Annotated in this window: 18 protein-coding genes; 3 read left to right on the top strand and 15 right to left on the bottom strand. The window is 63.3% G+C overall.

What is annotated here, in order from left to right; genetic code table 11:
• Positions 1 to 62: 62 nt before the first annotated feature.
• The 3 genes from cobT to R1T45_RS11370 are packed head-to-tail and all read left to right on the top strand — an operon-like array spanning position 63 to position 4,148.
• Entirely contained in the window at positions 63 to 1,937 is a 1,875-nt protein-coding gene (gene cobT / locus R1T45_RS11380; protein WP_317390868.1) for a cobaltochelatase subunit CobT, read from the top strand.
• 42 nt (positions 1,938 to 1,979) lie between these two features.
• Complete coding sequence (locus tag R1T45_RS11375; protein ID WP_317390867.1) at positions 1,980 to 3,770, top strand: aminopeptidase P family protein; 1,791 nt, start codon at positions 1,980 to 1,982, stop codon at positions 3,768 to 3,770.
• A gap of 33 nt (positions 3,771 to 3,803) precedes the next feature.
• Entirely contained in the window at positions 3,804 to 4,148 is a 345-nt protein-coding gene (locus R1T45_RS11370) for a DUF427 domain-containing protein (RefSeq protein ID WP_120351367.1), read from the top strand.
• Between the two features lie 7 nt (positions 4,149 to 4,155).
• Here R1T45_RS11370 and R1T45_RS11365 read toward each other — a convergent pair whose 3' ends face one another.
• The 15 genes from R1T45_RS11365 to ftsW form a co-directional block, all read right to left on the bottom strand.
• Complete coding sequence (locus R1T45_RS11365; protein WP_067941358.1) at positions 4,156 to 5,841, bottom strand: chloride channel protein; 1,686 nt, start codon at positions 5,839 to 5,841, stop codon at positions 4,156 to 4,158.
• A 62-nt stretch (positions 5,842 to 5,903) separates the two neighbouring features.
• Positions 5,904 to 7,574, bottom strand: coding sequence for a DNA repair protein RecN (recN, locus tag R1T45_RS11360; protein ID WP_120351368.1), 1,671 nt, complete (start codon positions 7,572 to 7,574; stop codon positions 5,904 to 5,906).
• 32 nt (positions 7,575 to 7,606) lie between these two features.
• Complete coding sequence (locus R1T45_RS11355; RefSeq protein WP_132444479.1) at positions 7,607 to 8,473, bottom strand: outer membrane protein assembly factor BamD; 867 nt, start codon at positions 8,471 to 8,473, stop codon at positions 7,607 to 7,609.
• A 241-nt stretch (positions 8,474 to 8,714) separates the two neighbouring features.
• Positions 8,715 to 9,638 carry a UDP-3-O-acyl-N-acetylglucosamine deacetylase gene (gene lpxC / locus R1T45_RS11350; RefSeq protein ID WP_067626763.1) on the bottom strand — a complete coding sequence of 308 codons (924 nt, stop codon included), beginning with the start codon at positions 9,636 to 9,638 and terminating at the stop codon, positions 8,715 to 8,717.
• Between the two features lie 207 nt (positions 9,639 to 9,845).
• A complete protein-coding gene (gene ftsZ, locus R1T45_RS11345; RefSeq protein WP_120351371.1) occupies positions 9,846 to 11,447 on the bottom strand; it encodes a cell division protein FtsZ in 1,602 nt (533 codons plus the stop codon).
• A 173-nt stretch (positions 11,448 to 11,620) separates the two neighbouring features.
• On the bottom strand, positions 11,621 to 12,955 hold the full coding sequence (gene ftsA, locus R1T45_RS11340; protein ID WP_067626767.1) for a cell division protein FtsA: 1,335 nt from the start codon (positions 12,953 to 12,955) through the stop codon (positions 11,621 to 11,623).
• Positions 12,956 to 12,985: 30 nt separating this feature from the next.
• Positions 12,986 to 13,867, bottom strand: a complete 882-nt coding sequence (locus R1T45_RS11335; RefSeq protein WP_317390866.1) for a cell division protein FtsQ/DivIB — start codon at positions 13,865 to 13,867, stop codon at positions 12,986 to 12,988.
• On the bottom strand, positions 13,855 to 14,736 hold the full coding sequence (locus tag R1T45_RS11330) for a D-alanine--D-alanine ligase (RefSeq protein WP_317390865.1): 882 nt from the start codon (positions 14,734 to 14,736) through the stop codon (positions 13,855 to 13,857). Before R1T45_RS11330 ends, R1T45_RS11335 begins: the two co-directional genes overlap by 13 nt.
• A gap of 126 nt (positions 14,737 to 14,862) precedes the next feature.
• On the bottom strand, positions 14,863 to 15,810 hold the full coding sequence (gene murB, locus R1T45_RS11325; RefSeq protein ID WP_411041393.1) for a UDP-N-acetylmuramate dehydrogenase: 948 nt from the start codon (positions 15,808 to 15,810) through the stop codon (positions 14,863 to 14,865).
• Between the two features lie 39 nt (positions 15,811 to 15,849).
• Positions 15,850 to 16,149, bottom strand: coding sequence for a hypothetical protein (locus R1T45_RS11320; protein WP_317390864.1), 300 nt, complete (start codon positions 16,147 to 16,149; stop codon positions 15,850 to 15,852).
• A complete protein-coding gene (locus R1T45_RS11315) occupies positions 16,146 to 16,412 on the bottom strand; it encodes a DUF2484 family protein (protein ID WP_120351374.1) in 267 nt (88 codons plus the stop codon). The genes R1T45_RS11320 and R1T45_RS11315 overlap by 4 nt, the downstream gene beginning before the upstream one ends.
• Entirely contained in the window at positions 16,409 to 16,660 is a 252-nt protein-coding gene (locus tag R1T45_RS11310) for a DUF2484 family protein (RefSeq protein WP_120351375.1), read from the bottom strand. The genes R1T45_RS11315 and R1T45_RS11310 overlap by 4 nt, the downstream gene beginning before the upstream one ends.
• The gene (murC, locus tag R1T45_RS11305) at positions 16,657 to 18,075 is read right to left on the bottom strand and encodes a UDP-N-acetylmuramate--L-alanine ligase (protein ID WP_067626779.1); all 1,419 of its coding nucleotides are present in this window, start codon (positions 18,073 to 18,075) and stop codon (positions 16,657 to 16,659) included. Before murC ends, R1T45_RS11310 begins: the two co-directional genes overlap by 4 nt.
• Positions 18,072 to 19,196 carry a UDP-N-acetylglucosamine--N-acetylmuramyl-(pentapeptide) pyrophosphoryl-undecaprenol N-acetylglucosamine transferase gene (locus tag R1T45_RS11300; protein WP_317390863.1) on the bottom strand — a complete coding sequence of 375 codons (1,125 nt, stop codon included), beginning with the start codon at positions 19,194 to 19,196 and terminating at the stop codon, positions 18,072 to 18,074. Before R1T45_RS11300 ends, murC begins: the two co-directional genes overlap by 4 nt.
• Positions 19,196 to 20,362: a putative lipid II flippase FtsW gene (gene ftsW, locus R1T45_RS11295; protein ID WP_067626783.1), complete on the bottom strand. Its 1,167-nt coding sequence runs from the start codon at positions 20,360 to 20,362 to the stop codon at positions 19,196 to 19,198. The genes R1T45_RS11300 and ftsW overlap by 1 nt, the downstream gene beginning before the upstream one ends.
• Between the last annotated feature and the right edge of the window lie 145 nt (positions 20,363 to 20,507).

Raw genomic sequence — 20,507 nt, 5'->3', positions numbered from 1 at the left:
CCTTTGACCCTTCCGCGAAAACCTGCCAAACCTCATGTCGAAGCTGACAGAGGCATGGGCTCATGAAGAAATCCGACAACCCCGCTGACGCATTCAAAAAGGCCCTCGCAGAGGCCACCAAAGTGATGGCCGATGACGCCGAGCTGAACGTCAGCTACTCCGTTGATCCGTCAGGGCTTTCCGGTGACGCGATGCGCCTGCCTCAGGTCAGCCGCCGGATGACCCGAGAGGAGGTTCTGCTGGCCCGTGGCACCGCCGATGCGCTGGCGTTGAACCGCCGCTATCATGATGCAGCCACCCACGCCCGCTATGCCCCGCAAGGCGACATGGCGCGCGAACTCTATGAGGCGATGGAAACCGCCCGTTGCGAGGCCATGGGCGCGCGCGACATGCCCGGCACCGCGGGCAATATCGACGTCAAGATCAAGCACGAGGCCCTGCGCCGCGGCTACGATCAGGCGAAACAGGCCAGCGACGTGCCGCTCTCTGTCGCGGCGGGCTATATGGTGCGTCATATGGCGACGGGTCGCCCCCTGCCCGCAGGGGCCGAGAACGCCATGGAACTCTGGCGCGGCTTTATCGAAGATCAGGCGGGCGGCACCCTAGAGGGGATCGACGGCAGCCTTGCCGATCAAGCCGATTTCGCGCGGTTGGCGCGCAAGATGATCTCGGATCTTGGCTATGGTGACCAATTGGGTGACGACCCCGACAGCCAAGACGACGAGCAAGAGGATCAGGCCGAAGAGGGCTCCGAAGAGGAGCAAGACCCCGACAGCACCGGTCAAGACGATCAGGACGAGGAAGAGGCCGAAGGCACGCCCGAAAGCTCTCAAGAGCAGCAGCAGGACGAAAGTCAGGCGCAGGTCTCGATGGATGACGAAGCAGATCAAGAGTTGGGCGATGAGGCGGATATGCCCGAGGGCGACGCGCCCATGGACCCGCCGCCCCCGCCCCCTGTCTCTGATGCCGATCCTGAGTACCGCGTCTATCTCGGCGAGCATGACGAGGTGATCGGGGCCGAGGAATTGGCCGAACCGATCGAACTGGAACGTCTGCGCGCCTATTTGGATCAGCAGCTTGAGCCGCTGAAAGGCGCTGTGGGCCGTTTGGCCAACAAGTTACAACGCCGACTGCAAGCGCAGCAGAACCGTTCGTGGGAGTTCGACCTAGAAGAAGGCACGCTGGACGCGGGCCGTCTGGCGCGGGTCGTGGCCAACCCCACCACGCCGCTCAGCTTCAAGGTTGAGAAGGACACCGAGTTCCGCGACACTGTGGTGACGCTGCTGCTGGACAACTCCGGCTCTATGCGCGGGCGGCCCATCTCCATCGCCGCGATCTGCGCCGATGTTCTGGCCCGCACGCTGGAGCGCTGCAACGTCAAGGTCGAGATCCTCGGCTTTACCACCCGCGCATGGAAGGGCGGTCAGGCGCGCGAAGCATGGCTGAATGACGGGCGCCCTGCCCAGCCGGGACGCCTGAATGACCTGCGCCACATCATCTACAAATCCGCTGATGCCCCATGGCGGCGGACCCGCGACCACTTGGGTTTGATGATGAAAGAAGGCCTGTTGAAAGAGAACATCGACGGGGAAGCGCTAGAATGGGCGCACCGGCGCATGTTGGCACGGCATGAGGCGCGCAAGATCCTTATGGTGATTTCCGATGGGGCACCGGTGGATGACAGCACGCTTTCGGTGAACCCGGCCAATTACCTTGAGAAACATCTGCGCGACGTGATTGCGATGGTTGAAAAGCGCCGCGCGGTGGAGCTTTTGGCGATCGGCATCGGCCATGATGTGACGCGCTATTACGACCGCGCCGTGACGATTACGGATGTGGATCAGTTGGCCGGGGCGATGACCGAACAGCTTGCCGCGCTCTTTGACAGCGACCCGCGGAAACGGGCGCGTGTCATGGGCATGCGTCGCGTGGGCTGAAGCTGCGGGATCGGTATTTGAAAAAGGATGAAGGAGGGGCGTGTGTTCCAGAGTTTCGAGGTCACCGCGCGTCCTGAGCAGGGGCCGCCACGGCTGGAAGCGCTGCGCAGGGAGTTGGCGCGGGCAGGCTTCGATGGGTTCTTGGTGCCGCGCGCCGATGCGCATCAGGGGGAATATGTCGCCCCGCGCGATGATCGTTTGGCGTGGCTGACGGGATTTACCGGTTCGGCAGGCTTTTGTGCGGCACTGCGGGATGTGGCGGGGGTCTTTATCGACGGGCGTTACCGCACGCAGGTCAAGGCGCAGGTGGCGGAGGTTTTTACGCCTGTGCCTTGGCCCGAGCTGTCTTTGGCCGATTGGTTGAAGGACCAATTGCCTGAGGGCGGTGTGGTTGGTTTTGACCCGATGTTGCATACGCCGGGACAGATGGACCTTTTGGTGGAAGCGCTGGCGGGCTCTGGCATTGAGCTGCGACGCAGCGAGAATATGGTGGACCGGGTTTGGGAGAACCAACCTGCGGCACCGATGGGCAAAGTGGCGGCCCACCCTGAGCGCTTTGCCGGGGAAAGGCATGCCGCCAAACGGCAACGTTTGGCGGCATGCCTGCGCGCGGCGGGGCAGAAGGCGGCGTTGATCACCCTTCCCGACAGCCACAACTGGTTGTTGAACATTCGCGGGCAGGACATTCCGCGCAATCCCGTGGCTCATGGCTTTGCCGTTTTGCATGACGACGCGCGGGTTGATCTGTTTATGGCGGCCGAGAAATTGGCGGATGTGGCGGACCATTTGGGGCCGGAGGTGGTGCAGCATGACCCCGCTGGCCTGCCTGATACCCTGCGCGCGTTGGAAGGGCCGGTGCGGCTTGATCGGCAGTCGGCGCCGGTGTTGTTCGCGGACCTCCTGGGGGACCGCGCGCAGGCGGGGGAAGACCCCTGCGCCCTGCCCAAGGCCTGCAAGAATGACGCTGAGATTGCAGGCGCGGCGGAGGCGCACCTGCGCGATGGCGCGGCGATGGCGGAGCTGCTCGCCTGGCTGGATGCGCAGCCTCCCGGCACGATCACAGAAACACAGGTGGTGGGGCAGTTGGAAGGTCTGCGGCGCCGGGATCCGTCCTTGCGCGACATCAGTTTCGAGACGATCTCGGGCAGCGGGGCGAATGGGGCGATCATTCATTACCGGGTGAATGAGGAAACCGACAGCCTGCTGCAGGAGGGACATCTCTTGGTGCTCGACAGTGGCGGTCAGTACCTTGACGGTACCACGGATATCACCCGCACCATTGCCATCGGCAGCCCCGATCAGGATGCCCGCAGCGCCTTTACGCGGGTGTTGTCGGGCATGATCGCCATGAGCCGTCTGCGGTGGCCGCGCGGGCTGGCCGGGCGGGATATCGAGATGCTCGGGCGTCTGCCGCTTTGGATGGCGGGGCAGGATTTCGATCATGGTCTGGGGCATGGCGTTGGCGCTTACTTGTCGGTGCATGAGGGGCCGCAGCGGCTGAGCCGGATGAGCCATGTGCCGTTGCAACCGGGTATGATCCTGAGCAATGAGCCGGGTTATTACCGCGAAGGGGCGTTTGGCATTCGGATCGAGAACCTTTTGGTGGTGCAGGAGGCCCCCGCCTTGCCCGGCGGTGACGTGCATCGCAAGATGCTGGATTGGCGCACCCTGACGCTCGTGCCGATTGACCGGCGGTTGATTGATGTGGAGGCGCTTGGCCCCGAGGCGCGCGATTGGCTGAACGCCTATCACCGCGACGTTGCGGAAAAGATCGGGCCGCGGGTATCACCTGTTACAAAACTGTGGTTGGATGCGGCAACGGCGCCCCTATGAGCGTCCGATTTCAGTAAACTAGGGGGGTACGGCATGTCCGACCATATTACGATTACTCCGGCCCAAGGCACATGGGTTGTTCGCGCTGGCGGGGCCGTGCTGGGCGAGACCACAGACGCGCTGGAGCTGCGCGAAGGGGACCACGCGCCGGTCATCTATTTCCCGCGCGGCGACATCGCGATGGCCTTCCTTGATGGCTCAGACAAGACCAGCCATTGCCCCTACAAGGGCGACGCCAGCTATTTCTCGGTCGTGACCAAGAGCCGTACCTTGCAAGATGCCGTCTGGTCCTATGAAGACCCGAAAGCGGATGTGGCCGAGATCAAAGGGTATCTGGCTTTCACGCCGATGGACGAAATCGCCATCGAACGTATCTGAGCGCGGCTCAGGAATGCTCCTCTGCCGCGGTGGCGGCGAGGGCGCGATTATAGGCCTTCAGCGCATCGACGTGGAACAGCGCGCCCAGCAGTTCGGGCGGCGCATCGGCGCTGAGGGTGACCACCGGGATGAAGTTGGAATGGGTCTGGTCGAACAACGGCAAGGCGGCCTCTAGCGTGGCGCTGCCGTCGATATAGGTGCCCTTGTCGATCAAATCCCAACAGGCCTCCTCCGAGGCCGCGTCTTCGTCATCGGGGCGGCGCATGATCCGGCCCACCATGAACATCGATAGCAGATAGGCCTGCGGGCCTGCGGCCAGATGAATGCCGCGCCGCTCCATCTGGGTGAGGAAGAACGACCGGTCGACCAAACGGGAGGCCAGCGCCGTCGACATGCTGACGGCAACCATCACCGCCAGACCGGTTTGCCAGTCGCCCGTCATCTCGAAAACGATCAGCGTGGTGGAGATCGGCGCGCCCAGCACGGCGGCGGCCACCGCGCCCATCCCCGCCAGCGCATAGAGCGAGGAAGAGCCGGAGATCTCTGGGAAAACGCCGGTGGCGATCAAACCAAAGGCCAGCCCTGTGAGCGCGCCCACCATCAGCGAGGGCGAAAAGACACCGCCGCCCATCCGCCCCCCCAGAGTGATCGCGACGGCGGCGACTTTGAGAACCGCGAAGATGATCACCTCATGCAGTACCAGCTCGCCCACCAGCGCGCGGGAGGTCGTCTCATAGCCGACACCGATGATATGCGGGAACCAGAGAGCGATGATGCCAAGGATCGCCCCCGCCACCGCCGGGCGCAGCCAACGCGCCAGCCCGGTCCGGGCTTGCAGGTAGTTGCCAAAATCCTCGGCCCAAAAGATTGACCGCATCAGCACGACAGAGACCAGACCGCAGGTCAGCCCCAGCAACAGGAAGGCGGGCAGTTCGACGTAAAATTGCACATCCCCAAGGCTGGGCAAGACGAATTCGGTCAAGCCGCCGAACTCCAGCCGGTTGATCACCGTGCCCGCAGCCGAAGCGATGACGATGGGGGCGAAAGCATGGACCGCGAAATGCCGCAGCACGACTTCGAGCGCGAAAAGCGCGCCCGCGATGGGGGCGTTGAAGCTCGCGGAAACCGCCGCCGCCACCGCGCAGCCCAGAAGGTCACGCCCGGTGATCCCATCGGCCTTGATAAAGCGGCTGACCTTGGTCGAGATCACGGCGGCCAGATGCACCACCGGCCCTTCGCGGCCCGATGAGCCGCCTGTCGAGAGGGTGATGAGCGAAGCCAGTGCCGAGGCCACCCCGGCGCGCGTTTCGACCCGACCGTCGTGCAAGGCGGCCCCGAGGATCACATCGCCGACGCTGCGGGCACGCCCGTCGCGGGTAAAGCGGTGCAGGATCAGCCCAACAAGCAGCCCGCCCAACGTCGGGATCAGCACCACCCAATACCACGGCAACCCGGCGAGAAAGCTATGCAAGAATTGCACGTCGTCCGTACCGTAAAGCGTGGCCTGTAACCAGTTGATCCCTTTGCGAAAGAACAAGGCCGCGAAGCCCGCCGCAATGCCCACCAGCAGGGCGATGAACCAAAAGGTGATCTTGCCCGGCCCCCGGGTGCGCAGCACCGTCCAGCCCTGCTTGCAGCCGCAGAGCGCCTGATGCAATTGTTGGGAAAAGAATGCGTTATCTTGCGGAGGCATGGGACTTGGACCAGTTGGACCCTTTCTGTCTAGGGCAAGCTGACCTTGGGTAAAACCGCCATTTAAGAAGTCGTCGCGCCCTGTTGCCCGTTAAGCAATGCCTCGGCTGCCGCGCGGGCGGCATCGGTGATGGTATCGCCCGCGAGCATCCGCGCGACTTCGTCCACCCGTTCTTCGGGGGCGAGTGCCGTGACCGTTGAGGTGGTCATGCCCTTGGCAACCGATTTGGCCACGCGCCAGTGATGCGCGCCCAATGCCGCGACCTGCGGCGAGTGGGTGACGACCAGCACCTGCCCCTCAGCCGCCAGCGCCTTCAGGCGGCGGCCGACGGCGTCTGCGGTGGCGCCCCCTACCCCGCGGTCGATCTCATCAAAGATCAGGGTCAGGCCCGATTGGCTTTGTGTCAGGCAGACTTTCAGCGCCAAGAGGAACCGGCTGAGTTCCCCGCCCGAGGCGATCTTGCCCAAAGGCCCGGCAGGCGCGCCGGGGTTGGTCGCCACAGTGAAGGACACTGCATCGCGCCCCTCGGGGCCTGCGGGCTCGTCGGTCAATTGGGTCTGGAACACCGCGCGCTCCATCTTGAGCGGGGCAAGCTCCGCCGCCACCGCCTTGTCGAGTTTGACCGCCGCCTTACGGCGTTTCGTCGTCAGTGCTTCGGCGCGCTCATCGTAAAGCGCCTGTGCGTCGCGAACGGCTTTCTCCAACCTTTCCTGCGCGGCCTCACCCGCATCAAGCGCATCGAGTTTGGCGCGCAGCGTGTCGGCGAAACCGGCCAATTCATCGGGCTGCACGTCATGTTTGCGCGCCAAGCCGCGGATCGCAAAGAGCCGCTCTTCGCAGGCTTCCAACTCATAGGGGTCGAACGACATGCCGTCGATCGCATCGGCCACGCCGGACATTGCTTCGTCCAGTTCGACCATGGCGCGGTTCAGCGCGGCAAGCGGACCTTCCAACGCGCCTTCGGCCTTGTCGGCGACGCCATCAAGCCAACGCAGCGCGTCGCCCATGGCGGTTTCTGCCCCGCCTTGGCCCAACAACTCATAAGCGTTGACCACATCGCGGCGGATTTTTTCGGCGCCCTGCATCTGGCGGCGGCGGGTGTCGAGGGTGGCTTCCTCGCCCGCTTCGGGGGCGAGCTTGTCCAGTTCCGCCACCGCATGGCGCAGGAACTCTTCTTCGGCGGCGATGGCCTCGCGTTCGGCGGCAGCAGCGGCGGCCGCTTTGCGCGCCGCACCAAGGGCCGTCCAAGCCTCCCGCACCGCTGCAATCGCGCGGTCATTCCCGGCGTAATCGTCAAGGATGGCGCGGTGGCCGCGCGGGTTCAGCAAGCCGCGATCGTCGTGCTGGCCGTGCAGTTCCACCAATGTTTCAGACAGGCGCCGCAGTACCTCGCCCGAGCAGCGGCGGTCATTTACCCAAGCGGTCTTGCGCCCTTCGGAGGTGTTGATGCGGCGCAGGATCAATTCGTCCCCGGCAGGCAGACCCGCGTCTTCGAGCACCGCATGGGCCGGGTGGCCGGGCGGCAGGTCGAACCAAGCGGTCACTTCCCCCTGTGCTGCCCCTTGGCGCACCAGATCGGCGCGACCGCGCCAGCCCAAAACAAACCCAAGTGAATCCAACAAGATAGACTTGCCCGCGCCGGTCTCACCGGTGAGCACGTTCAGACCCGGCTGGAAGCCAAGCTCCAGCCGGTCGATGATCAGCATGTCTGAAATATCAAGTCCGCGCAGCATCTAGAACCGTCGGATGGGCAACCCCACCCCCCTTAAAGCCACTCGCCCTTGATGGTCTGGCGATAGGCTGCACCCAGCCAGTTGTCCTTGTAGAAGGCCGGCGCAAGGCCACGCCCGGTCAGCAGTTTGTAGCTGTCCTCATACCACTCAGAGCCACGGTAGTTGTGGCCAAGGATGGCCCCCGCCGTCTGCGCCTCATGGTTCAGACCCAGCGACAGATAGGCTTCGACCAAACGGTGGAGGGCTTCGGCGGTATGGGTCGTGGTTTGGAAATCCTCGACCACCACGCGGAAGCGATTGATCGCGGCGGTATAGTGATCGCGGCGCAGATAGTAGCGGCCAATCTCCATTTCCTTGCCCGCCAGATGGTCAAAGGCGAGGTCGAATTTCAGGATCGCAGAGCGGGCATATTCGCTGTCGGGGTAGCCTTCGATCACGGCGCGCAGGGATTGCAGCGCTTGGAAGGTCAGTCCTTGATCGCGGCCCACTTCATCGATCTGGTCATAATAGCTCAGCGCCAAGAGATACTGCGCATAGGCGGCATCATCTTCGGCCGGATAGAAATCAATGAACCGCTGCGCGGCGGAGCGGCTGTTGGGGTAGTCCTGATCCTTGTGATAGGCGAAAGCCTGCATGATCAGGGCGCGTTTGGCCCATTCGGAATAGGGATAAAGGCGCTCGATCTCGGCGAAATAAAACGCCGCCTCACCCGGATTGTTGTTGGTCAACTCATATTCGCCGCGCTCAAAGATTTGCTCGGCTGAATAGGTCTCAAGCGGGATTTCCTGCGGGTTGAAAAAGCTGCCGTCCGATCGTCCGTCACCACCGCCGCAGGCTGCCAATGTCGCGACCAGAAGCACCGCACTGATCGTCCGCTTGCGCGATCCTGCTACCGTCATGCCCGCACCCCTTGCATCGTCCAACCCATGGTCTTTGACCCTCTTGCGCATGTGACTAGCACAATAATCTGCGTTGCAAAACGCCCATTCCACCCCCGCCCGCAGCCGGGTACGCGGTGGCGCATCGCTGGGTCAGGCATGTCACTTCGGCTTAGTGAATACAAGGCATTGGCAGGGCGTTCAATGGCACTTCGCCGCCTAAGCGCCCTGCGGTTTACGGTGTTTCTGACCTGCTGCCAGATCAAGCAACCTGCGGGATTTCGCCCCAGATCAACCCGGAGCCCGGCAACCGTGCGGTTTGCGCCGCGTCACAGGCCACCAGACGCACGGCATCCGGTGTGGCGAAGAGCGCGCGTAGCAGTGTGTTGGTCAGCGAATGGCCCGCGCGTTTGCCTTCGTAATGGCCCAACAGCGGTGCACCCGCCAGCGCCAGATCACCAAGCGCGTCGAGCATTTTGTGGCGCACAGGCTCATCCGCGTGGCGCAGACCACCGGGGCTGACGACCGCATCGCCGTCGAAAACCACTGCGTTCTCGCCCGCTTCACCGCCGAGCGCCAGACCATTGGCCTGCATCGCTTCGACATCGGCCTGACGGCAGAAGGTGCGGCTGTCGCAAAGTTCGCGTGCAAAAGAGCCGTTGTTCATGATCAGCGACTTGTGCTGTTGACCGATGGCCGCATCGGCAAAATCAATCTCAAAGTCGATCTGCAGCGTGTCCGCCGGAGAGATCGTAGCCGTCGCATCACCGTCTTGCACGCTCACGGTTTTGAGCACTTCAAATGCCATCACAGGGGCCGCAAGCTGACGCAAACCGCGCTGCATGATGCCGCGCACGAAAGGCAGGGAGGAGCCATCGAGGATCGGCACTTCGGGGCCGTCGATCTCAATCAACAGGTTATGGATGCCACAGCCAGCAATGGCCGCCATCAGATGCTCAACGGTAGAGATCGACAGGCCAGTGGGGTTTTCCAACTTGGTGCAGAGCGGCGAGCGGTTCACCGCGTCCCAGCGGGCAGGGACCAGTCGGTCGCCCACGGCCACATCGCTGCGCGAGAACCAGATGCCATGGTGGGCGGAGGCCGGGCGCAGAGTCACCGTCGCAGGCTGACCGGAGTGCAGGCCTGTGCCAGAAAAACTTACTGCTGATTTGATCGTTGTCTGCACCGGGTCATCCTCAAGCTTCGAACATCTTCTTGTGTGTTGAACTCTGAATTAAGGCGCTGGTTCGTTTTGCTCAACTCAATCTTTGCAACGGTCTGAAACATGCCCGTAACATTTGGGCGCTAGCGTGCCGACCTTATTACAAAACCTTGTTATAAAACGAAAAAGGGCCGCCCTAAGGCGACCCTTTCGTCATCTATCGTGATCGGATCAGTTGGCCTGACGGCGCAGGAACGCGGGGATTTCAATGCGCTCCTGATCGGGATCGTTGTTTTCTTGCGGCTGCGGAGCAGCTGCAGAAGCGCGAGTTTGAACCGGAGGTTGCTGGCGCGCAGGGCGGGCCTGTGCTTCGCCTTCGGCGTGGCCGGTCATCCGGTTGATTAGAGAGTTGATGCCAAAGCGACCTTTGTCGCCCTGCTCACCCTGCTGCTGCTGGGCCTGACGGTGCTGTTCGGGCGCTGCTTTTTGGGCGGCGGCGCGCAGGCGGGCCAGTGCTTCGGGGGACGGCGTGCCGGGTGTCGGGGCGCGCGGTGCAACGAAGGCTTCGGGCTCGGCCTCAATGGCTTCTTCCTGACGCGGCTCGAATGCGGCCACCTCGGGCTGATAGGCCGGAGCGGGCAGACCGTCGTCATCTTCGACAACGTTCTCTTCTTCATACTGATCCTGGACCGGCTGAAGGTCTTGGAACAGGGCGGCTTGCTCAACTTCCTGCTTCATTTCGGCAGCAACCGGCGCGGCGGCAGGCGCTTGCGCGGCAGAGACCGGCGCCACATCGTCAACCGACACGTTCTGGCGCAGCGGCTGGCTCATGGAGCGGCGCGGGACCGGCATTTCGGTGTTCACATCGGTGGCGTCGATGCCGGTGGCGACAACGCTGACGCGCATCAGGCCACCAAGGCTTTCGTCCAGCGTGGAGCCGACGATGATGTTTGCTTCGGGGTCAACTTCTTCGCGGATGCGGTTCGCCGCTTCGTCGAGTTCGAACAGCGTGAGGTCGTGACCGCCGGTGATGTTGATGAGAACGCCCTTGGCACCGCGCAGGCTGATTTCGTCCAGCAGCGGGTTGGCGATGGCTTTCTCGGCGGCTTGGATGGCGCGATCTTCGCCCTCGGCCTCGCCTGTGCCCATCATCGCTTTGCCCATCTCGTCCATCACGGCGCGCACGTCGGCAAAGTCGAGGTTGATCAGGCCCGGACGAACCATCAGGTCAGTCACGCCCTTCACACCTTGGTACAGCACGTCATCGGCAAGCGAGAAGGCTTCGGTGAAGGTGGTCTTTTCGTTAGCCAGACGGAACAGGTTCTGGTTGGGAATGATGATCAGCGTGTCGACGACCTTTTGCAGCGTCTCAACGCCGTCTTCGGCCTGACGCATGCGCTTGGCACCCTCAAACTGGAAGGGCTTGGTCACGACGCCAACGGTCAGCACGCCCAGCTCACGCGCGGCCTGCGCGATGATCGGTGCCGCACCCGTACCGGTGCCGCCGCCCATGCCTGCGGTGATGAAACACATATGCGCGCCAGCAAGGTGGTCGACGATCTGCTCAATGCTTTCTTCGGCAGCGGCGGCGCCAACGCTGGCACGGGCGCCCGCGCCCAGACCTTCGGTAACCTTGATGCCCAGCTGGACGCGGTTTTCGGCCTGTGCCTGCTGCAGCGCCTGAGCGTCGGTGTTCGCCACGACGAAATCAACACCATCAAGCTGCTTCTCGATCATGTTGTTGACCGCGTTGCCGCCTGCCCCACCAACACCAAAGACGGTGATACGGGGTTTCAGATCATCTTGTCCTGGCATTGAAAGGTTGAGTGTCATGTGCTGTCCGCCTGTCCAGTTATCCGCGTTCTGCGGGAGTTTTTCGACCAAATTTACCCGACCCTACCGGGCTAGGGCCGGATCGTCACCTAAAAAACATCGATTTGACGCTAAATATGGGCAGAAACTTGCCAGTTTCCGCCTTATCTCGGGTGTCTCACCCGATATTGCGGTCACCAGTTGTCTCTAAACCATTTGACGGCGCGTTTGAGAGAGCGGGACGGATAGCGGTCGGCGGGGATGTCGAAATCCCACCATTCGTCTTGCGGATGCGCCGCAAAGAGCGCGAGGCCCACCGAGCTGGCAAAGCCCGGCCCTGTTGCGGCCTGCGGCAGCCCATGCACGCGCAGCGGACGGCCCAGACGGACCTGCTGGCCAAGGATCTTGCTGGCCAGCCCATCAAGCCCCGGTATCTGGCTGCCTGCGCCGGTAAGTACAATCTGTTGGCTTGGCAGATGGTCAAAACCGGCAGCATCCAGCCGAACGCGAACTTCTTCGAGGATCTCTTCGACGCGCGGACGCATGATGCCGATCAATTCGGCCCGGCTCGCGGTGCGGCGGTCGTGCTCATAATCGCCCGTCTCGCCACCGATCTCGATCATGTCGCGGTCGTCCATGCCGGTAGCATGCACGCCGCCGTAGAAGGTCTTGATCCGCTCGGCGTTGGCCATCGGCACTTGTAGGCCCATGGAGATGTCCGAGGTGACGTGATCGCCGCCCATACGCACGGTATCGGCATAGATCATGTGTTTCTTGATGAAGATCGACACGCCAGTGGTACCACCGCCAAAGTCGATACAGGCCGCGCCGAGTTCCTGCTCGTCCTCAACCAGTGCCGAGATACCCGAGGCATAGGAGGACGAGGCGATGCCCGCCAGTTCAAGATCGCAGCGTTTGATGCAATGCGCGAGGTGTTGGACCGTGTCAGCATCGACCGTCAGCATATGCATGTCGACCGAAAGACTGTTGCCCAACTGCCCGCGCGGATCGGCCAGACCGCTGCGGTGATCCAGCGCAAAGTTCACCGGCTGGGCATGCAGCACTTCGCGGCCCTCGCCGTATTCCGGCACGTCACAGCCCGCCAGCACGCGCGCCACGTCTTGCTCCGAGACCGACTGCCCCTCGAGCTCCACCGAAGCGTCGAGCCCATAGCTGCGCGGCTCCCCGCCCGAGAAACAGGCGATAACGTGGTCAACCCGGATGCCCGCCATCTTTTGCGCGGCCTGAAGTGCGGTGCGGATCGCGCGCTCGGTCTCGCCCATGGCGCAGATCTCACCAAAGCGGACCCCGCGCGAGCGGGTGGTCGCCGCCCCGATGACCCGGAACCCCGATTGCCCGGCCAAAGAGCCGATGTCGCCATTCTCTCCGTCATGGGTAATGCCGTCAAACCGCAGCACCAGACAGGCGATCTTGGAACTGCCCACATCCAAAATGGCCACCACCCCGCGTTGGATCGCCAATTTGCGCATGTGCCGCATCGAACGCTGACTGTCGTATAGGTCCATCATCTCGTTACTGTCCCGATTCCAATGGCCATCTTACTGGCCGGAAAGCTGCCTGATGTGCCACCATTCGCGGGTGGCATCTTCGTTCATTCTTAGGGTTGGTCTTGCCGCCAACCGCATATCCACACGCGCCACATCCCGCGTGAGGACTTCTTGTGCGCCTTCCAGCGCGATCACCCGTTCCAGCGCTTGCAGCGCATTTTCTTCGGGCAACATGATCGTCTGTTCGCGGTCCAGCACCACGTCCCAGCGGCGCCCACCGACGCGGACCAAGCCGCGCAGACGGTCACCCAAAACATTGGCGGCCCCAATCAGTTTGAGCGCTTCTGGCACCGCTTTGGCGGCCCCTACCCCGGCGATCAGGGGAAGATCCGCATGATCGCGCCGTGCCCCGATCCGTGCCACATGCGCGCCAGTGTTGTCCACCAGCGCCAGCCCGGCCTCACTGCGCCAGACGGCCACAGGCACGCGCGGGGTGACGTCGATTTGCAGCACGCCACCAGGGCGGATGCGGACATTGGCCTGTCTGACCCCATCGATATCGGTGATCTTTTCGCGGATCTGCGGCAGGTCGAGGTCGAAGGAGGACAGCGGGAATTCCAGCGGCAGCGCGGTGCGAATTTCAGACGACAGCAGGTCGCTTGCGCCGTCGATGGCCATGAGCTTGACCATGAACTCCGGCCGCTCTTCAATGCTGGCGCGGACATCGGCGATTGCCTGCACCACGGTGCCGCGGCGCTCTTCGTCGGCCATATAGATCGTGCCTGCCAGCAGGCTTAACGTAAAAGGCAACCCGACGCGCAGGGCAAAGCGAAAGCCGGGCGTCAGCATCAGCCGCTGCATGCGCCACGACCACCGCGAGGGGGCGGGATCGGCTTTGCCGGTCTCAGGGCGGCGGCGGATCAACGATCGCATGATGCGTCCTCCACCATCCAAGCGCAAAGCTCAGGGAATGAAATGCCGCAGGCGGCGGCCTGTTCGGGCGACAGCGAGGTGGCGGTCATGCCGGGCTGGGTGTTGGTCTCAAGCAGGATCAGCCCCGCAGGCCCCCGCGCCTCGTCCCAGCGGAAATCGGTGCGGCTGATGCCTTTGCAGCCAAGCGCCACATGGGCGCGGCGGGCATAGTCGAAACACAGATCGGTAATCTCTTGCGGCAGATCGGCGGGCACCACGTGGCGCGAGCCGCCGGGCTTGTATTTCGCGTCGTAATCATACCAGCCGGTGGTGATGATATCCGTCACGGCCAACGCCCGGTCGCCCATCACGGTGGTGGTCAGCTCACGCCCCGGGGCAAAGGTCTCGACCATCACCTCGGCGGGCATGTCTTCGGACAGCTGCGGCGGGCCGTTATTTTCCTCGGCCACGAGGTAGACCCCAACCGAGGAGCCTTCGTTGTTGGGTTTGACCACATAGGGCGGCGCCATCACATGGGCTGCCATCACATCGGCCTTGGGGGCGATAACGCTTTCGACGACCGGCAGCCCCGCATGGCGGAACACATCCTTGGAGCGCTGCTTGTCCATCGCGAGGGCCGAGGCGAGCACGCCGGAATGCGTATAAGGCAGTTTGAGCCACTCAAGCAGACCCTGCACACAGCCATCTTCGCCCCAACGGCCATGCAGGCAATTCAATACGGCATGGGGCTGAAGATCAGTCAGGACAGCTGCAAGATCGCGGTCGGCTTCGACCTCGATCACGTTATATCCGCCATGTTCCCGCAAGGCAGCGGCGCATGCACGCCCACTGGACAGGGACACCTCACGCTCGGCCGAGGGGCCACCCATCAATACCGCCACTGTCGGGGTTTGTCCGCTCGACTTACCCACCAAAGTGCCTCTTCGCCTCGGACCGTTTGCGGCCCCTATCATTGTTTTCTTTGCTTTGCCGTGACTTAGCTGATGCCCGACGGCTTAGCTTTGCGACACCGGATCACCCAATTTTTCACCGACGCGCTTAATTTCCCATTCTAGCCTTATACCGCTTGAAGCGTAAACCTTTTTTCGCACCTCTTCGCCCAATGACTCTAGATCATGGGCCGTCGCACCGCCGGTGTTGATGAGGAAATTGGAGTGTTTCGGGCTCATCTGTGCGCCCCCCACGGTGGCCCCACGCATCCCGGCGTCGTCGATCACCTTCCACGCCTTCAGGTCGTGCACATCGTCCGCCTTCCCGGTAGAGGAAAACCCCGCCGGATTGCGAAAGGTCGACCCGGCGCTGCGGTCCTTAGTGGGCTGGCTCTCGTCGCGTTTGGCTAGCTGCTGTTCCATCCGGGCATGAAGCTCCTCAGCCGCGCCTTTGGGCGGCGCAAAGGTTGCCCCGATCAGCACCGCACCGGGCGACAGATCGCTCTGCCGGTAGCGGAAGTTGAGATCATCGGCGGTCAGGGTCACCACCTCGCCCGCGCGGGTCACGGCCTTGGCCGAAACGAAATGATCCGCCGTGTAGCTGCCATAACAGCCCGCGTTCATGCGCAAAGCCCCGCCGATGCTGCCGGGGATGGTCCGTAGAAAGGTTAGATCCAGCCCCGCATCCGCCGCCTTGCGCGCCACATGAGCATCCAGCGCCGCCGCGCCCGCGGTCACGTGATCCCCGTCGATCTCAATCCCGTTAAAGCCACGGCCCAACCGGATCACCACGGCCCGCAGTCCGCCGTCGCGCACAATCAGATTGCTGCCCACGCCCATGGGGAAAACCGTGATGCCCTGCGGCAAGCGGCGCATGAAAAGGCACAGGTCCTCCACATCGGCGGGTTGGAACAGATAATCCGCAGGGCCGCCAACGCGGAGCCATGTCAGGTCGCTCAAGGCGCGATTTGGGGTCAGCCTGCCGCGCAGGTCGGGGATATTCAGCGTCATCATGGCGCCGGACTTAGCGCATTTAACAGGCGGGGCAAACCATCAAGAAGACGGCGGATCGACGCGGCTCTCACGCCAGCGTTTCGCCACCCGCCCGGCCAGCCAGCCCAGACCGAAACCGCCCACCGCATAGAACAGCACCGAAAGCTGCGCCAACAGCGCATGGGGTTCAAACACCCGTGCATCCAGCCCGAACACCATCCATGTGGCATTGAGCGCAAGACCAGTCGCCAGCACGATGAAGAACCACAGCACACGCGCACGAAAGCCGGTCCAGATACAGGCGATCAGCCAAATCACAAAGACGGTGAGCAGCGCGGCAAGGGTCGGCGTCAGGGTCATTCCGCCGGGCCTTTGATCCGCCCGGCCCCTCGGCGCAGCCAGCGGACGAAATAGACCACCGGCCAGCGCAGCACCGAACAGCCCCCCGCCAGCACCAGCATGCCCAGCCATGGGCCGTGCTGCGCGGTGACGAAACCAACGATGGGGATGCCCACGGCGATCAGCAGATAGGCGCTGCGCCAGTGGAAATCTTTGCTGGGGGTCATGGCGAGGATATTGGCGATCACAAACCAGAAACAGGCGAGGATGAGAGACAGGCTCATTTCGGCAGCTCCGGTTTTTGGCCCCGCAGCCGCGCCCAGAGATAACGCAGCGGATTGCGGAACATCGACAGGAAAGCCAGCAGGGCCAAGAGCGCAAAGGCCCATGAATGCGTCACACCGATGGCGACGATCAGCACCGGTGCGGCGATCAGCAAGATCACCCCCGGCAGGTATTGAGAGCGCAGCGGCAGCATGGCCACTGTCACGGCGGCGAAGACCCAAAGGATCGACAGCCACACGAGGGTCACGCGGCGGCCTCCTTGGCCGCGCGCAGCGCCTCGGGCAGGTCATTGGCCCAGCCGCTGATCGTACCCGCCCCAAGGCAGACCACCATATCGCCCGGTCGCGCCTCGCGACGGACCAATTGCGTCAGCGCCTCGGCATCCTCGACCGCATAGGCGTGGCGATGCCCGTGCTGGATCAGCCCGGCGACCAGCCCGTCGCGGTCGGCACCGGGGATCGGCTCTTCGCCCGCGGCATAGACATCGGCGATGCCCACCACATCGGCATCGTTGAAACAGGCGCAGAATTCGTCGAAGTGATGCGACAGGCGCGAGTAGCGGTGCGGCTGGTGCACGGCAATCACCCGCCCCTTGCTGGCCTGCCGCGCGGCTTTAAGGACGGCGGTAATCTCAACCGGGTGGTGGCCATAGTCGTCGATGATGGTGACCCCGTCCACTTCGCCCACGCGGGTAAAGCGGCGATTCACCCCGCCAAAACTGCCCAAAGCTGCGCGGATCTCTTCCAGCTTCATCCCAAGGTGCCGCGCCACGGTCACCGCCGCCAGCGCGTTCGAGACGTTGTGATCGCCCGGCATTGGCAGGGCGCAGTCTTCGATGACCATGCCTTCGGATTGTAGATGCACATCGAAATGCGCCACGCCGTCTTTGTAATGCAGCCCCACCGCGCGCACATCGGCCTGCGCGTTGAACCCATAGGTCATGACGCGGCGGTCGGTCAGCTTGCCCACCAGCGACTGCACTTCAGGGTGATCGGTGCAACAGACCGCCAGCCCATAGAAGGGGATGTTGGAGACGAAGTTCAAAAACCCCTGCCGCAGCGTGTCGAAGTCGCCCCAATGCTCCATATGCTCGGGGTCGATGTTGGTGACGATGGCGATGGTTGCGGGCAGCCGGTTGAAGGTGCCGTCGCTCTCATCGGCCTCGACCACCATCCATTCGCCCTGCCCCATCCGCGCGTTGGAGCCATAGGCGTGGATGATGCCGCCGTTCACGACGGTAGGGTCGATGCCGCCCGCGACCAGCAGTTCGGCCACCAGCGTTGTGGTGGTGGTTTTGCCATGCGTTCCCGCCACGGCGATGTTGGACTTAAGCCGCATAAGCTCGGCCAGCATCTCGGCTCGGCGCACGACGGGCAGGCCACGGCGACGGGCCTCGTCCAATTCTGCATTGCCCGGTTTGATCGCCGAAGAGATCACGACCACGGCCGCCCCTTCGACATTCTCAGCCGCTTGCCCCTCGAAGATGCGCCCGCCTAGCTCGGCCAGCCGCACGGTGATCTTAGTGGTCTTCAGGTCCGATCCCTGCACCTTGTAGCCGTGGTTCAGCAGAACTTCGGCGATGCCCGACATGCCGATGCCGCCGATGCCGACGAAATGGATCGGGCCGACATCGGTCGGCAGTTTGGTGGCGGCGGCGTTCATTGGGGGTTTTCCTCTTCTGCGGGGGTCAGCGTGCCATGGGATGCAAGCTGTTCGACCATATCTGCCAATGTCTCGGCCGCGTCGGGTTTGCCGACCGACAGCGCGGCCCGCGCCATCTGCAACGCCCCATCGGGCATCTCGAGCACCGCGAGGATTTGGTCGGTCATGATTTCGGGGTTTGCCTTGCGTTCGGGCACCATGATCGCGGCCCCGGCATCAACCAGACCGCGGGCATTGGCGCTTTGGTGGTCACCTGCCGCAGCGGCAAAGGGGATCAGGATCGACGGACGCCCGATCACCGACAGATCTGCCACGCTGGAGGCACCCGAGCGGCTGATCACCAGTTGCGCTTCGGACATGCGGCGGGGCACATCGTCAAAGAAGGGGCGCACATCGGCGCTGATGCCAAACTCGGCATAGTAGTCTGCCACCCGCTGGCCGTCTTCGTCGCGGGCCTGATGGCTGACGCGGATGTTGCGGATCATGTTCATCGGCAGCGCGGCCAGCGCGGGCGGCACCACGTCGGACAGGATGCGCGCGCCTTGGCTGCCGCCCATCACCAAGACTTCCATCGGATAATCCCCCGGCGGGATATAGGCGGCCCCGGCACGGTCCAACACGGCGGCGCGCACAGGGTTGCCCACATGCCAGCCCTGCACGCCCTCGGGCAATTTCGTGGGCCAGATGCCGCAGGCCACGGCGTGCACCCGCTTGGCAAAGATTTCGTTCACCCGGCCCAGAATGCCATTTTGCTCATGGATCATTCGCGGCATCCGCAGCGCCCATGCAGCGCCAAGTGCAGGGATCGAAGGATAGCCGCCAAAGCCCACCACGACCGAAGGCCGGTCGCGCAGCATATTCAACCCCGAGCGGACCACACCAGCCGCGATGCGGAACGGCACCAGCGCCTTGGCCACCACGCCGCCCCGGGCGAAAGTGGCGCTGCTGATCTGGCTGATCTCAACCGCTTCGGGAAAGCCGCCGGTATAGCGCGCGCCGCGCGCATCGGTGCTGAGCTTCACCCGCCAGCCGCGTTTCAGCATTACCTCGGCCAAAGCCTGCGCGGGAAACATATGCCCACCGGTCCCCCCGGCGGCGATGATCAGCAATGGCGCGGCCATCAGCGGCGGCCCCGGCCCAGAATGTCGCTGATCTCACCCTGCGGGCGCGAGCGGGTAAAGGCGAGCAGCATGCCCACGGCAATGCCGCTGGCGATCACCGAAGAGCCACCATAGCTCACGAAGGGCAGGGTCATGCCCTTGGCGGGCAAAAGCCGCACTGCCACACCCATGTTGATCATCGCCTGTACTCCGAATGTGCAGGCCAGCCCGGTTCCGGCCAGCCGGATGAAGGGGTCACGCTCGCGCACCAACCGCAGCAGCGAACGGACGACCACAACAGTATATAGGGCGATAATGCAGACGACCATGATAAGGCCGTATTCCTCGGCGGCGACGGCGATGATAAAATCGGTATGCGCGTCGGGCAGCGACCATTTCACCTCGCCCTCGCCGACGCCCACACCAAACAGCCCGCCCTCGCGGATGGCGTTGGTGGCATAGCCAAGCTGGGTTGTCGGATCGACATCAACGCTGAGAAAGCCGTCGATACGCCGCGCGAAGTGTTCGGAGTTGGAGTAGGCAAAGGTGCCCGCCAGAACGACGAGCCCCGCCATGCCGACCAGCAGCACCATAGGCGCGCCGGCGACGAAATACATCACGCCCCAGCCAAAGAGCACAAGACAGGCCTGCCCAAAGTCGGGCTGCATCGCCAGCATGAGCACGATGGAGATACACAGCGCAAAAGACCAAGACTTACCCGGAGGGCCGTTGATCTCGGTGGCGGCGGCCATCATCCATGCGGCGGCCACCATGAAACCGGGTTTCAGAAATTCAGACGGCTGGAACGAGGCGAACCCCAGCGAATACCAGCGAGTCGCCCCCTTGCCAAAGTCGGTGCCGAAAAAGGGCAGCAGCGCCAGCGCCACGAATGAAAGAACAAACCCCAGCACCGCCAAGCGCCGCACCAGCGTCGGCGACATCATCGAGGTCAGCAGCATCGCCACCAGCGCCAATCCGCCAAAGAACGCCTGCCGCTGCACATAGTGGAAGGCATCAAAGCCGTTTTTCGCCGCCAAGGGCGGTGAGGCGGCCAGCCCCAACAGCATGCCGACAGCAAACAGGATCAACACGCAGGACAACGCCCAGCGGTCGACCGTACGCCACCATTTTGGAAGGATCGGTTCACCATCCCGTACCGGGACCGCGCCATAGACCATCTCTGTCATGGGTATCTGCCTTAACTGCCTCAACGGCCCCTTTGCGGGGTCTCATCCGGGAAGAATAGCCCGAATTGTTATATGAAGCTAGTGCATTTCACCCCGCAAAGGCAGGCGGGGCAAGCGGGGCCGTGCAAGGCCCCGCCGCCGGGCA

This window comes from Sulfitobacter sp. LC.270.F.C4, from assembly GCF_032922545.1.
GTDB lineage: Bacteria > Pseudomonadota > Alphaproteobacteria > Rhodobacterales > Rhodobacteraceae > Sulfitobacter > Sulfitobacter profundi.
This window is presented reverse-complemented; position numbering and strand designations above follow the sequence as displayed.